The 12,924-nt window shown below is 67.0% G+C and carries 10 protein-coding genes and 1 pseudogene; 6 read left to right on the top strand and 5 right to left on the bottom strand.

Annotation, left to right across the window (positions count from 1 at the left end; all coding sequences use genetic code 11):
* Positions 1-119 precede the first annotated feature (119 nt).
* Both QSJ95_RS12925 and QSJ95_RS12930 read left to right on the top strand, forming a co-directional pair.
* Entirely contained in the window at positions 120-290 is a 171-nt protein-coding gene (locus QSJ95_RS12925; protein ID WP_160329408.1) for a hypothetical protein, read from the top strand.
* Positions 291-324: 34 nt separating this feature from the next.
* Positions 325-2,439, top strand: a complete 2,115-nt coding sequence (locus QSJ95_RS12930) for a putative bifunctional diguanylate cyclase/phosphodiesterase (protein WP_285642846.1) — start codon at positions 325-327, stop codon at positions 2,437-2,439.
* A gap of 353 nt (positions 2,440-2,792) precedes the next feature.
* Here QSJ95_RS12930 and QSJ95_RS12935 read toward each other — a convergent pair whose 3' ends face one another.
* Positions 2,793-4,001, bottom strand: a complete 1,209-nt coding sequence (locus QSJ95_RS12935) for an acyl-CoA dehydrogenase (protein WP_009619447.1) — start codon at positions 3,999-4,001, stop codon at positions 2,793-2,795.
* A 166-nt stretch (positions 4,002-4,167) separates the two neighbouring features.
* Here QSJ95_RS12935 and QSJ95_RS12940 point away from each other — a divergent pair, with 166 nt between their 5' ends.
* Complete coding sequence (locus QSJ95_RS12940; protein WP_009619446.1) at positions 4,168-5,097, top strand: LysR family transcriptional regulator; 930 nt, start codon at positions 4,168-4,170, stop codon at positions 5,095-5,097.
* Positions 5,098-5,490: 393 nt separating this feature from the next.
* The gene (locus QSJ95_RS12945; protein WP_009619445.1) at positions 5,491-6,321 is read left to right on the top strand and encodes a metal-dependent hydrolase; all 831 of its coding nucleotides are present in this window, start codon (positions 5,491-5,493) and stop codon (positions 6,319-6,321) included.
* A gap of 577 nt (positions 6,322-6,898) precedes the next feature.
* Here the strand turns inward: QSJ95_RS12945 and QSJ95_RS12950 are convergent.
* Positions 6,899-7,588: a TetR family transcriptional regulator gene (locus QSJ95_RS12950; RefSeq protein WP_043314432.1), complete on the bottom strand. Its 690-nt coding sequence runs from the start codon at positions 7,586-7,588 to the stop codon at positions 6,899-6,901.
* Positions 7,589-7,666: 78 nt separating this feature from the next.
* Here QSJ95_RS12950 and QSJ95_RS12955 point away from each other — a divergent pair.
* Positions 7,667-9,251, top strand: a pseudogene (locus QSJ95_RS12955) (flavin-containing monooxygenase).
* Complete coding sequence (locus QSJ95_RS12960; protein ID WP_285642850.1) at positions 9,248-10,132, top strand: SDR family NAD(P)-dependent oxidoreductase; 885 nt, start codon at positions 9,248-9,250, stop codon at positions 10,130-10,132. Before QSJ95_RS12955 ends, QSJ95_RS12960 begins: the two are co-directional and overlap by 4 nt.
* Before the next feature lie 423 nt (positions 10,133-10,555).
* Here the strand turns inward: QSJ95_RS12960 and QSJ95_RS12965 are convergent, their stop codons facing one another.
* From QSJ95_RS12965 to QSJ95_RS12975, 3 genes are all read right to left on the bottom strand, one after another.
* Positions 10,556-11,704, bottom strand: coding sequence for an acyl-CoA dehydrogenase family protein (locus QSJ95_RS12965; RefSeq protein WP_285642862.1), 1,149 nt, complete (start codon positions 11,702-11,704; stop codon positions 10,556-10,558).
* A 105-nt stretch (positions 11,705-11,809) separates the two neighbouring features.
* Positions 11,810-12,406, bottom strand: a complete 597-nt coding sequence (gene recR, locus QSJ95_RS12970) for a recombination mediator RecR (protein ID WP_009619440.1) — start codon at positions 12,404-12,406, stop codon at positions 11,810-11,812.
* A gap of 155 nt (positions 12,407-12,561) precedes the next feature.
* The gene (locus QSJ95_RS12975) at positions 12,562-12,888 is read right to left on the bottom strand and encodes a YbaB/EbfC family nucleoid-associated protein (RefSeq protein ID WP_009619439.1); all 327 of its coding nucleotides are present in this window, start codon (positions 12,886-12,888) and stop codon (positions 12,562-12,564) included.
* Positions 12,889-12,924 lie beyond the last annotated feature (36 nt).

Genomic DNA, 12,924 nt, shown 5'->3' on the forward strand with positions numbered 1-12,924 from the left:
GATCATTGACTAATTGACTTTCCTTTTCACGGGGGAACAGGATAGGGCTGATTGCCATCACTTCGCCCCCCCATGGCGCAGCCGGTCCGATGGTGGTTTGCCACGAAAGGAAGTCCGCAATGTTGTCCAAGCTGAAAATACGCACGGGAATGCTCATCGTCCTGGCCACCGCCCTCCTGCTTTCGATCCTCACCGGCTGGAACAGCGCCCGCAGCAGCGACCAGCAGATCCAGTCGCTGAACCGCGTGGCGGTGGAGCTCAACGACATGGTGCTGCGCTTCAAGCTCTAGCCCCGTTCCTCGACCACCAGGCCGGAGTGCAAGCATGCCGATCCGCAGTATTCCCGACCTCCCCCGGATGCTCTCCGAAGCCCTGGAGCATGCCGAGACCGCTCTTTGCATCAACGACGACGGGCAGCGCCTGCTGTACTGCAACCGCGCCTTCGGCCGGCTGCTCGGCCATGCCCCGGAAAGCCTGGTGGGCCGCCCGTTCGACGAGCTGGTGGACGCGCGGCCGGCGGCCAACGGCCGCGTGGAAGCCCTGGTGCGCTGCCATGACGGCCGGCGCATCTGGTGCGGCATCGCCAGCACCGGGCTGAACCGCGCCACCGGCGAGCCCGACCTGCAGCTGCTGGCACTCACCGAGATCACCCAGTCGAAAATCCACGAGGTGCTGCTGGACCGCCTGCTCGAAGGCATGGCCCGCGACGAGCCGCCGGAACACCTGATGGAAGCGGCCTGCCTGGAGATCGAACGGCTGCTGCCGCGGAGCAGCGCCTCGGTCCTGCGCGTCAACGCAGGCCGCCTGCACCCGCTGGCCGGGCCGAGCCTGCCGCCCGCCTACCTGCAGGCCCTGGACGGCCTGCCCCTGGGCGACGGCCCGGGCAGCGAGGGCGCCTGGGCCGGCGAGGTCGAGCGCCATCCGCTGTGGTCCGCCTACCGCCACCTGCTGCCACCGGAGCTGCGCAGCTGCAGCATCACGCCGATCCGCTCCAGCACCGGCCAGCTGATCGGCAGCTTCGTCTGCTACGGCCGGGGGGAACAGGCGCCCTGCGCGACGCAACAATGCCTGCTGGACATCTGCACGCACCTCTGCGCGCTGGTGCTGGAGCGCGACCAGGCGCGCACGCGCATCCACCAGCTCGCCTACTACGACGACCTGACCGGCCTGCCCAACCGCCACCTGCTGCAGAACCTGGCCAGCGCCGAACTGGCCGCCGCCGCCGCGCGCCGGCAGGGCATGGCGGTGCTGTACATCGGCCTGGACCGCTTCCGCCAGATCAACGATTCCTTCGGCCGCCCCTCCGGCGACGAGCTGCTGCGCACCATCGCCCGGCGCCTGCGCCAGGCCTGCCGCGACGAGGACCACGTCGGGCGCCAGGCCAACGACGAATTCGTCGTCCTGCTGCCGGGCTGCGACCGCGCGGCGGCCAGCGTCCACCTCGCCCGCCTGAAGGCCGCCCTCGACGCGCCCTGGCGCGTCGCCGGCGCGCCCCACAACCCCTCGGCGAGCATCGGCATCAGCCTGTTCCCGGAGGATGGCGAGGACTTCCAGAGCCTGCTGCGCCACGCGGCGATGGCGATGAACCAGGCCAAGGGCAAAGGCAAGAGCCGTGGCGGCCAGGTGTTCTTCAGCGAGGAACTGGAGCGCCTGGCGCAAGAGCGCGTGGCGCTGGAGAGCGCCCTGCGCGAAGCCCTCGCCAGGCAGCGCCTGCACCTGAACTACCAACCGCTGGTGGACATCCGCGCGGGCCGCCTGCGCGGCGCCGAGGTCCTGGCCCGCTGGCACCACCCGCAGCTGGGCAACATCTCCCCGGAGCGCTTCATCCCCCTCTCCGAGGAATGCGGGCTGAGCATCGAACTGGGCCGCTGGGTGCTGCGCGAAGCCTGCCGGCAACTGGCCGAGTGGCGCCACGCGGGCCTGCAGGTGCCGGAGATATCGGTCAACCTGTCCGCCGGCGACTTCCAGGACCCGCAACTGCCCGTCGCGGTGCTGCGCACCCTGGAAGAGCACGGCCTGCACGGCACCGACCTGACCCTGGAAATCACCGAAAGCGCGCTGATGGAAGCCGACAGCGACACCCTGGGCGTGCTCGACCAGCTGCACGAACTGGGTATCCGCCTGGCCCTGGACGACTTCGGCACCGGCTACTCCAGCCTGGCCCGGCTGAACCGCCTGCCGGTGCAGGAACTGAAGCTGGACCGCAGCTTCGTCCGCGACCTGGAGAGCAACAGCACCAGCCGCACCCTCAGCGACGCCGTGCTGAACATCGGCCGCAGCCTGGGCATGACGGTGGTCGCCGAAGGCATCGAGAACCCCGAGCAACTGCGCATCCTCGAAGCCCAGGGCTACAGGGTGGCCCAGGGCTACCTGCTGTCCCCGCCGCTGCCGGCCGAAGGCTTCGCGGCATGGCTGAAGGCAAGGCAGCTGGCGGGGTGATTCTGTAGGAGCGAGCTTGCTCGCGAACCGGGCAGTCACCGGGTTATTCCCCTTCGGGCCAGTGCAAGCGCTGTTCGCGATGGAGCCGCGTCCCGCACGAGGAAGGATAGGCGTTTCAGGATGACGCCGAATTCGCCGCCCACTCCGAACGGCCCCCTCTCCCTCCGGGAGAGGGCTGGGGTGAGGGCGCTCTCAACCCCCCAGCACCTACGCCACCGGGAAACCCCGTTCGCGAGCAAGCTCGCTCCTACAAAAAACCCGCCCGAATGCGACCCACACACAAAAACGCCGTTTCCCTTTCGGAGAAACGGCGTTCCCGCGACCCTCACCGGGCCTCAGCTACCAACCAGCACTCACTTGCCCATGTACTTGCCGATCTCGTACTTGCCGACGGCCATGCGGTGCACTTCGTCCGGGCCGTCGGCCAGGCGCAGGGTGCGCTGCATGGAGTACCAGTAGGCCAGCGGGAAGTCGTTGGAGACGCCGGCGCCGCCGTGGATCTGGATGGCGCGGTCGATCACCTGCAGGGCGACGTTGGGCGCCACCACCTTGATCTGGGCGATCTCGCTCTGGGCGATCTTGTTGCCCACGGTGTCCATCATGTACGCGGCGTTGAGGGTCAGCAGGCGGGCCTGGTTGATCTCGATGCGCGAGTTGGCGATGTGGTCGATGTTGCCGCCCAGGCGCGCCAGCGGCTTGCCGAAGGCGGTGCGGCTGGTGGCGCGCTTGCACATCAGTTCCAGGGCGCGCTCGGCCATGCCGATGGAGCGCATGCAGTGGTGGATGCGGCCCGGGCCGAGGCGGCCCTGGGCGATCTCGAAGCCGCGGCCCTCGCCCAGCAGCACGTTCTCGTAGGGCACGCGGACGTTCTCGAAGAGCACTTCGGCGTGGCCGTGGGGCGCGTCGTCGTAGCCGAACACCGGCAGCGGGCGGAGGATCTTCACCCCGGGGGCGTCGCTGGGCACCAGGATCATCGAGTGCTGCTGGTGGCGCGGCGCGTCCGGGTTGGTCAGGCCCATGAAGATCATCACCTTGCAACGCGGGTCGCAGGCGCCGGAGGTCCACCACTTGCGGCCGTTGATGACCCACTCGTCACCCTCGCGCACGGCGTTGGCCTGCATGTTGGTGGCGTCGGAGGAAGCCACGCCCGGCTCGGTCATGGCGAAGGCGGAGCGGATTTCGCCGCGCAGCAGCGGTTCCAGCCAGGTGCGCTTCTGTTCCTCGCTGCCGTAGCGGACGAGGGTTTCCATGTTGCCGGTGTCCGGGGCCGAGCAGTTGAACGGCTCGGCGCCGATCAGCGAGCGGCCCATGATTTCCGCCAGCGGGGCGTACTCCATGTTGGTCAGGCCGGCGCCGTATTCGGACTCGGGCAGGAACAGGTTCCACAGGCCCTCGGCCTTGGCGCGGGCCTTGAGGTCCTCCATGACCTGGGTCGGCTGCCAGCGGTCGCCTTCGGCTACCTGTTGCTCGAAGACGCTCTCGGCGGGATATACATAAGCTTCCATGAACGCGGTGACGCGCTCACGCAGGTCCTGGACCTTGGCGGAATAGGCGAAATCCATGGGGGCTACCTTCTGGCAGGGGTTTGTCTTGTGTCGAGGAAGATGCTAGAACAGGCAGCACGATTTACCTAGCCTATTATCCGAATCAATGAACATTCATAACCCGCATGATGGTCCGCCATCCCGGGTATGATCCGGCCACAACAATGACAAGCGGAGCCACGGGATGAACCTGAACAAGGTCGACCTGAATCTGTTCATCGTCTTCGATGCCATCTACACCGAAGCCAACCTCACCCGCGCCGGACAGATCGTCGGCATCACCCAACCCGCGGTGTCCAACGCCCTCGCCCGCCTGCGCGAGACCTTCAACGACCCGCTGTTCGTGCGCACCGCCCAGGGCATGGTGCCCACGCCCATGGCGCAGAACATCATCGGCCCGGTGCGCAACGCCCTGCAGCTGCTGCGCGTGTCGGTGCAGGAAAGCCGCACCTTCACCCCGCAGCAGGCGAGCAAGACCTACCGCATCAGCATGACCGACCTCACCGAGGCCATCATCCTGCCGCCGCTGTTCCAGCGCCTGCGCCGCCAGGCGCCCAACGTGCACATCGAGAGTTTCCTCTCCAAGCGCCGCGAGACCACCAAGGAACTGGCCGCCGGGCGCCTGGACTTCGCCGTGGACGCGCCGCTGAACACCGACCCGCAGGTGCGCCACGTCAAGCTGATGGAAGACCGCTACGTCTGCGCCATGCGCCACGGCCACCCGCTGGCCAGGCCGAAGCTGAGCCTGGAGGAGTATCTGTCGCTGACGCACATCCAGATCTCCAGCCGCCGCAGCGGCCTGGGCTACATCGACCTGTCGCTGGGCAAGATGGGCCTGCAGCGCAAGATCGCCCTGCGCTCGCAGCACTACCTGATGGCCTCCAACGTGGTGCAGCAGACCGACATGGCGGTGACGGTGCCCGAGCGCTTCGCCCGCCACCACAACCTGCACTACGTGGACCTGCCGGTGAGCGACGTGCCCAAGCTGGAAACCCACCTGTACTGGCACGAAAGCACCGACCAGGACCCGGCCAACCGCTGGATGCGCGAGCAACTGATCGAGCTGTGCCAGCAGGTCACCGCCCGCGAGGCGCGGGAAGCGCAGCAAGGCTGATTCACCACAGGCTCTTCAGGGCAATGGCCGGGGTTGCCGGCTGACTCCATTCTCCCCACAGACACCGAACGGCCCCCTCTCCCTTCAGGGCGGGGCGCGCAGCCGAGGGCTGGGGAGAGGGCGCTCCTCCCCCCAGCACCTACGCCGCCGGTCCCCCCGTTCGCGAGCAAGCTCGCTCCTACACCCTTCCCCCCTATCCAAGGTCGGGCCGGCCCCTCCTTGGCCGCAAATAACCCTTCCATGGCCGGATCGGACCTCTCCCTTGTCCGACAATCCTCCCAACAATTACATCAACCAATGACACATTCACCGTGTCAGGCCCTCCGCTCCGCCGGCGCCGCTGCCTGCCCAAATCGCCGCCGGGGCTCGTCGAACAACAACAAGGAGTCGCCCATGAACGCCCAGACCGAACCGCTCCGCGCCCACTTCCCCGTCCGGCGCATGGATTTCAGCTTCACCGAGACGCCGAAGTACTGGTGGGACGATCAGCCCTTCATGTCGCACTTCATGAACAACCTGTCCTCGCTGTTCCCCTACGGCGAGAAGTTCTTCGTCGACAGCGTGCGCGCCGTGCGCGACCGCATCCAGGACCCGCAGCTGCAGAAGGACGTGTCCGCCTTCATCGGCCAGGAGGCCATGCACTCCAAGGAACACGCGGCCTACAACGAATACGCCGAGGAACACGGCATCGACCTGGAGCGCCTGGAGCTGCGCATCAAGCACCTGCTCGGCGCGATCAGCAAGGTCACCACCAAGAAGCAGGACCTGGCCATCACCTGCGCCCTGGAGCACTTCACCGCGACCATGGCCGAGCGCCTGCTGCGCCGCGAGGACCTGAGCACGCAGATGCGCTCGCCGAAGATGTACAAGCTGTGGATGTGGCACGCCATCGAGGAGAACGAGCACAAGGCGGTGGCCTACGACGTCTACCAACAGGTCTACGGCGGCTACTTCACCCGCACCGCGGTGATGCTGCTGACCACGGTGATCTTCCTCGGCGTGATCGGCGGCTTCCAGATCCACCTGCTGCGCCGCGACCGCCAGCTGTTCAACTGGCGCAGCTGGAAGCACGGCCTGGTCACCCTGTTCGGCCTGCGCAACGGCTACTTCACCCAGCTCGTGCTGCCCTGGCTGGACTACTTCCGCCCCGGCTTCCACCCCTTCGACCACGACACCAAGACGCTGGAGAAGTACTGGAAGGACAAGCTCGACTTCGCTGGTTGAGCGCCCCTTCATCTGTAAGCGGGCCCTGCCCGCGAATCGCGCGCAGGGCGCGCTCCTACAGGTGCAGCACGGCTTCTCGTAGGAGCGAGCTTGCTCGCGAACAGACTCTCCCTACTCTCCCTGCAAGGACGGATCTCGGAACAACCGCGTTCCCTCACCCCAGCCCTCTCCCAGAGGGAGAGGGAGCCGTCCGTGCCGAGATGAGCAATGCATTGCGCCGGAAACCTCTGCGGCCGCCGGCTAACGCCATGACAGCCAAGCACACCGAACGGTCCCCTCTCCCTCTGGGAGAGAGAGGGAGCCGTCCGTGCCGGGATGAGCAATGCATTGCGCCGGAAACCTCTGCGGCCGCCGGCTAACGCCATGACAGCCAAGCACACCGAACGGTCCCCTCTCCCTCTGGGAGAGAGAGGGAGCCGTCCGTGCCGAGATGAGCAATGCATTGCGCCGGAAACCTCTGCGGCCGCCGGCTAACGCCATGACAGCCAAGCACACCGAACGGTCCCCTCTCCCTCTGGGAGAGGGTTAGGGTGAGGGAGCAGAGTCGGGTTCCGCACCCTGCACGACAGGAACGCTCCTACAACCCCAACGCCTGCAACACCGCCGCCCCGGTGAACAGCAGCAGCACCTGCCGCTCCGCCAGCGCGCAGACCTCGCCCCGTTGCCCTTCCGGCAATTCCAGGTAATCCAGCGACAGCTGGAACAGCTGCCGGCTGATCAGCCGCGACAGCTGCGCCACCTCCTGCGCCGGCACCTCCGGCAGCAGGCGGAACAGGGCGATGTCCTCGGCCATGTCGGCGCCGAAGTCGTCCATCACCTGGCCCAGCGCCTCGCGCAGCACCGCCGAAGGGCCGTGCAGTTCGCGCACGCCGATGATGAAGGCCTCGGGGTGACGTTCGACGAAGTCGAAGAACAGCCGCACAGTCTCCTCGCACACCCGCTGGCCACGGGCGAAGTCCAGGCCCAGCGGGGTGGCCGCCGCGCCGCCCGCCGCCGGCGCGCGCCCGGCCGCTTCGCGGCGCAGTTCGCGCAGCGGCTGGCGCAGCTGGGTGGCGATGTCGCGGATGATCGCCAGGCCCAGGTCGTCGACGTCGGCGAAGTGGCGGTAGAAGGTGTTGGGGTTCAGCCCGGCCTCGCGGGCCAGTTCGCGCAGGCCGATGCTGCTCAGGCTGCGCCGGCTGGAGGCCAGGCGCAGCGCCGCCTCCATCAGCAGGCGCTTGCCCGGTGCATCCTGGCGTTGTGTTACCGCATCCGGTTCCAGACTCATCCTTGCCCCACCTCGCCCACCCTAAAGATTGGTTGCCCGCGAAGTATACAGATGTCTACATTGGCACCACGTAGACAGTTGTATACGCCTGCACACAAGCATAACAGGAGCCAGGTAAATGGGAACTCAACCTAAGACTGCCGCGGTCAGACACTGCAAGGTGGCCATCATCGGCACCGGTTTCTCCGGCCTGGGCATGGCCATCCGCCTCAGCCAGGAGGGCGAGGACGACTTCCTGCTGTTCGAGAAGGACGCCGGCGTCGGCGGCACCTGGCGGGTCAACAACTACCCCGGCTGCGCCTGCGACGTGCAGTCCCACGTCTACTCCTTCTCCTTCGAGCCGAACCCGGAATGGACGCGCATGTTCGCCCGCCAGCCGGAAATCCGCGGCTACCTGGAGAACTGCTGGAAGAAATACCGCCTGGAAGGCCGCACCCTGCTGAACACCGAGATCCAGCGCCTGGAATGGGACGAGGCGCGCGACCTCTGGCACCTGCGCGACGCCGCCGGCAACCACTACACCGCCCAGGCGGTGGTCTCCGGCATGGGCGCCCTGTCGATCCCCTCGATCCCCGACCTCAAGGGCCTGGACAGCTTCAAGGGCCACGCCTTCCACTCGCAGCACTGGGACCACGACTACGACCTGAAGGGCAAGCGCGTGGCGGTGATCGGCACCGGCGCCTCGGCCATCCAGTTCGTTCCGGAAATCCAGCCGCTGGTGGCCAGCCTGGACCTCTACCAGCGCACCGCGCCCTGGATCCTGCCCAAGCCCGACCGCGCCATCAGCGACAAGGAACGGGCGCGCTTCAAGCACTTCCCGCTGGTGCAGAAGCTCTGGCGCGGCGCGCTCTACAGCATGCTCGAAGGCCGCGTGCTGGGCTTCACCTTCGCGCCCTGGGCGATGAAGATGATCGGCAAGCTGGCGGTGCGCTACATCCACCAGCAGGTCAAGGACCCGGAACTGCGCCGCAAGCTGACCCCGGACTACACCATCGGCTGCAAGCGCATCCTGATGTCGCCGAACTACTACCCGGCGCTGGCCGCGCCGAACGCCTCGGTGATCACCGACGGCATCCGCGAGATCCGCGAGCACAGCATCGTCACCGCCGACGGCCAGGAGCGCGAGGTGGACGCGATCATCTTCGGCACCGGCTTCACCGCCAACGACCCCATCCCCCGCGGCACCGTGTTCGGCCGCGGCGGCGTGGACCTGCTGGACACCTGGCCGCAGGGTCCGGAGGCCTACAAGGGCACCGTCACCCGCGGCTTCCCCAACCTGTTCTTCCTGATGGGCCCGAACACCGGCCTGGGCCACAACTCCATGGTCTACATGATCGAGTCGCAGATCGCCTACGTGCTCGGCGCGCTGAAGCTGATGCGGCGCCGCGAGCTGCTCAGCCTGGAGGTCAAGGAAGACGAGCAGCAGCGCTGGAACCTCAAGCTGCAGCGCGGGCTCAACCATAGCGTGTGGAACACCGGCGGCTGCAAGAGCTGGTACCTGCACCCGGTGAGCGGGCGCAACTGCACTCTGTGGCCGGGCTTCACCTGGCGCTTCCGCCTGCTCACCCGCAGTTTCGACGCCGCCGCCTATCATCTGAAGGCCAGGCCGTTCGAGGAAACCGCAGTCACCCAGCAACCCCGCGCCGAGGAGGTCCCGGCATGAAGTCCTTCGAGAACAAAGTCGCCGCCATCACCGGCGCCGGTTCCGGCATCGGCCGCGCCCTGGCCCGCGAGCTGGCCTCGCGCGGCTGCCACCTGGCGCTGGCCGACGTCAACGCCAGCGGCCTCGAGGAAACCCGCCAGGCCCTGGCCTCCTACGGCGTGCGCATCTCCACCGAGGTGGTCAACGTCGCCGAGCGCGAGCAGGTCCACGCCTGGGCCGACAAGGTGGTGGCCGAGCACGGCAAGGTCAACCTGGTGTTCAACAACGCCGGGGTGGCCCATGCCGGCACCGTGGAAGGCAGCGAGTACGAAGAGTACGAGTGGATCACCAACATCAACTTCTGGGGCGTGGTCTACGGCACCAAGGCCTTCCTGCCGCACATCAAGGCCAGCGGCGAGGGGCACGTCGTCAACGTCTCCAGCGTGTTCGGGCTGTTCTCGCAGCCGGGCATGAGCGCCTACAACGCCACCAAGTTCGCCGTGCGCGGCTTCACCGAATCGCTGCGCCAGGAGTTGGACATGGAAGGCGGCGCGGTCTCGGCCAGTTGCGTGCACCCCGGCGGGATCAAGACCAACATCGCCCGCACCGCGCGGATGAACGACAGCCTGGCCAAGGTCACCGGGCAGAACGCCAACGCCGCGCGCCAGCAGTTCAACGACCAGCTGCTGCGCACCACCCCGGACAAGGCGGCCCAGGTGATCATCCGCGGCGTGGAGCGCGACGCACGGCGCATCCTCATCGGCGCGGATGCCCATGCCATCGACGTGATGCTGCGGCTGTTGCCGGTCTGGTACCAGAAGGTGGTTACCGTCAGCATGCGTCTGGCGGCGCGTTTTGCGCCCAAGGGCAAGGCGCGGACGGAGGGGTATGAGGCCAAGTAGGGAGTAGTGAAAGGGGAAGCCCGCTTCTTGGAGCGGGCTTTCTTTTTGATGGGTATCGCTTCGCTCAACGCCATCCTACGGGGTGCTTGCTCTTCGCTCTTCGTAGGAGCGAGCTTGCTCGCGAACAATGGCGTTTCCCGGCGGCTGCGGTGTTTGGGATTGACTCCGCTCCCTCTCCCCAGCCCTCTCCCTGAAGGGAGAGGGGGCAGTCCGTGCCGAGAGAAGGAATGGTTTCAACCGGAAACCGTCGGAGTTGCCGGCTGACTCCAGAACACCGAACTCTGCCCAACGGTCCCCTCTCCCTTCAGGGCGGGGCGCGCAGCCGAGGGTTAGGGAGAGGGGCGTAGTTGAACCACACACCAGCGCAGCCAGGTAACTCCATGGGTTCGCGAGCAAGCTCGCTCCTACAAACAGCCCGCCCCCTCAGAGCCCCATCTGCTTGGCGATGATCTCGTTCATGATCTCCCGCGTCCCGCCGCCGATGGAGAGGATGCGGTTGTCGCGGTACAACCGCTCCACCAGGCTCTCGCGCATATACCCCATGCCACCCAGCAGTTGCACCGCGTCATAGACCACCCGGTCGGCAACATCGGTGGCGAAGTTCTTGGCCATGGAGATTTCCTTCACCACGCTCTGCCCAACGGCCATCTTCGCCGCCTGGCGGTAAGTGAACTCGCGGGAGACTTCCACCTGGGTGGCCATCTCCGCCAGGCGGTGCTTGAGCACCTGGAACTTGCCGATGGGCTTGCCGAAGGCTTCGCGCTCGGCGCCCCATTTCAGGGCTTCTTCCAGGGCCAGTTGGGCGGTCATGTTGGCCATGGTGGCCAGGGCCAGGCGCTCGCTCTGGAAGTTGGCCATGATGCAGGCGAAGCCCATGTTCTCCATGCCGATCAGGTTTTCCGCCGGCACCTTGCAGTCGTCGAAGAACAGCTCGGCGGTGTCCGAGGCCCACCAGCCCATCTTCTTCAGCTTGCGGCCCACCGTGAAGCCGGGCGTGCCCTTCTCCACCAGCAGCAGGCTGACGCCGCCGTAGCCTTCGCCGCCGGTGCGCACCGCCACCGTGTAGTAGTCGGCGCGCACGCCGCTGGTGATGAAGGTTTTGCTGCCGGTCACGCGGTAATGGTCACCGTCGCGCACGGCGCGGGTCTTCAGGCTGGCCACGTCGGAGCCGCCGGAGGGCTCGGTGACCGCCAGGGCCATGATCTTCTCGCCGGCCAGCACCTGCGGCACGATGCGCTCGCGCAGTTCCGCGCGGCCCCACTTGAGCAGCGGCGGCAGGCCGATGTCCAGCGAGCCCAGGCCGGCCACCAGGCCGCCGGAGCCGCTGCGCATCAGTTCCTCGCTGGCCGCCAGCTTGGCGAACAGGTCGCCCTCGTGGCTGCCGCCGTAGGCTTCGGGGTAGCCGATGCCGAGGATGCCGGCCTCGCCGGCCTTGCGGTAGAGCTCGCGGGGGAACTCCTCGGCTTCTTCCCAATCGGCGATGTGCGGGAGGATTTCCCGCTCGACGAAACGCCGCACCGAGTCGCGGACCAGGCGGTGGCTGTCGTCGAAGTATTCGGTGAATGCGGACATGGTGGGCCTCCAGGCGGGTTGCCTGAAAACTTACCGAGCGCTTGCTTGGTTTTCAAGGCGAGACTTGCGCCATCGCCTGGGCCGTTTCGGCCCGATGCCTCTGGACTAGACGATCGGCCGGCGCCCGGCCAGGGCGTGGGCCAGGGTGCCGCCGTCCACCAGCTCCAGCTCGCCGCCCAGGGGCACGCCATGGGCGATGCGGCTGAGCACCAGGCCGCTGCCGGCCAGCAGCTGGGCGATGTAGTGGGCGGTGGCCTCGCCTTCCACCGTGGGGTTGGTGGCGAGGATGATCTCGGCGAAGTTGCCGGCCTTGATCCGCGCTTCCAGCTCGGGAATGCCGATGGCCTCCGGGCCCAGGCCGTCCAGCGGCGAGAGGTGGCCCTTGAGCACGAAGAAGCGCCCGCGGTAGCCGGTCTGCTCCACCGCGAACACGTCCAGCGGGCCTTCCACCACGCACAGCAGCGAGTCGTCGCGGCGCGGGTCGGCGCACTGCGGGCAGAGTTCCTCCTCGCTCAGCGTGCGGCACTGCTTGCAGTGCCCTACCCCTTCCATGGCCTGGGTCAGCGCCTGGGCCAGGCGCAGCCCGCCCGTGCGGTCACGCTCCAGCAACTGCAGCGCCATGCGCTGGGCGCTCTTCTGCCCCACCCCGGGGAGAATGCGCAGGGCGTCGATGAGTTGGCGGATCAGCGGGCTGAAGCTCATGGAAGTATCTGACTGCAAGGGGTGAAAGAAGGGCTAAAAGCTGGAAGCTGGAAGCTGGAAGCTGGAAGCTGGAAGCTGGAAGCTGGAAGCTGGAAGCTGGAAGCTGGAAGAGCCTGCGGCTTTTGCTTCTGGCCTCCAGCTTCCAGCTCACTTGCTTAGAACGGCATCTTGAAGCCGGGGGGCAGCTGCATGCCGGCGGTCATGCCCGCCATCTTCTCCTGGTTGTTCTGCTCGATCTTGCGCACGGCGTCGTTCACCGCGGCGGCGATCAGGTCTTCGAGGATTTCCTTGTCCTCCTGCATCAGGCTGTCGTCCAGGCTGACGCGCTTGACGTCGTGCCGGCCGGTCATCACCACGCTCACCAGGCCGGCGCCGGACTGGCCGGTGACTTCGGCGTTGGCCAGCTCCTCCTGCATCTTCTGCATCTTTTCCTGCATCTGCTGGGCCTGCTTCATCAGGCCGGCCATGCCACCTTTCATCATATCGATCACCTTCTGTCGTTCAGGGTTGGTTGGGCG

It is taken from the genome of Pseudomonas sp. NBRC 100443 (assembly GCF_030268185.1).
Taxonomy (GTDB): domain Bacteria; phylum Pseudomonadota; class Gammaproteobacteria; order Pseudomonadales; family Pseudomonadaceae; genus Pseudomonas; species Pseudomonas citronellolis.

Coding starts and splice junctions, on each gene's coding strand:
- QSJ95_RS12925 (WP_160329408.1), top strand. CDS start 120: ATGTTGTCCAAGCTGAAAATACGCACGGGAATGCTCATCGTCCTGGCC.
- QSJ95_RS12930 (WP_285642846.1), top strand. CDS start 325: ATGCCGATCCGCAGTATTCCCGACCTCCCCCGGATGCTCTCCGAAGCC.
- QSJ95_RS12935 (WP_009619447.1), bottom strand. CDS start 4,001: ATGGATTTCGCCTATTCCGCCAAGGTCCAGGACCTGCGTGAGCGCGTC.
- QSJ95_RS12940 (WP_009619446.1), top strand. CDS start 4,168: ATGAACCTGAACAAGGTCGACCTGAATCTGTTCATCGTCTTCGATGCC.
- QSJ95_RS12945 (WP_009619445.1), top strand. CDS start 5,491: ATGAACGCCCAGACCGAACCGCTCCGCGCCCACTTCCCCGTCCGGCGC.
- QSJ95_RS12950 (WP_043314432.1), bottom strand. CDS start 7,588: ATGAGTCTGGAACCGGATGCGGTAACACAACGCCAGGATGCACCGGGC.
- QSJ95_RS12960 (WP_285642850.1), top strand. CDS start 9,248: ATGAAGTCCTTCGAGAACAAAGTCGCCGCCATCACCGGCGCCGGTTCC.
- QSJ95_RS12965 (WP_285642862.1), bottom strand. CDS start 11,704: ATGTCCGCATTCACCGAATACTTCGACGACAGCCACCGCCTGGTCCGC.
- recR (WP_009619440.1), bottom strand. CDS start 12,406: ATGAGCTTCAGCCCGCTGATCCGCCAACTCATCGACGCCCTGCGCATT.
- QSJ95_RS12975 (WP_009619439.1), bottom strand. CDS start 12,888: ATGATGAAAGGTGGCATGGCCGGCCTGATGAAGCAGGCCCAGCAGATG.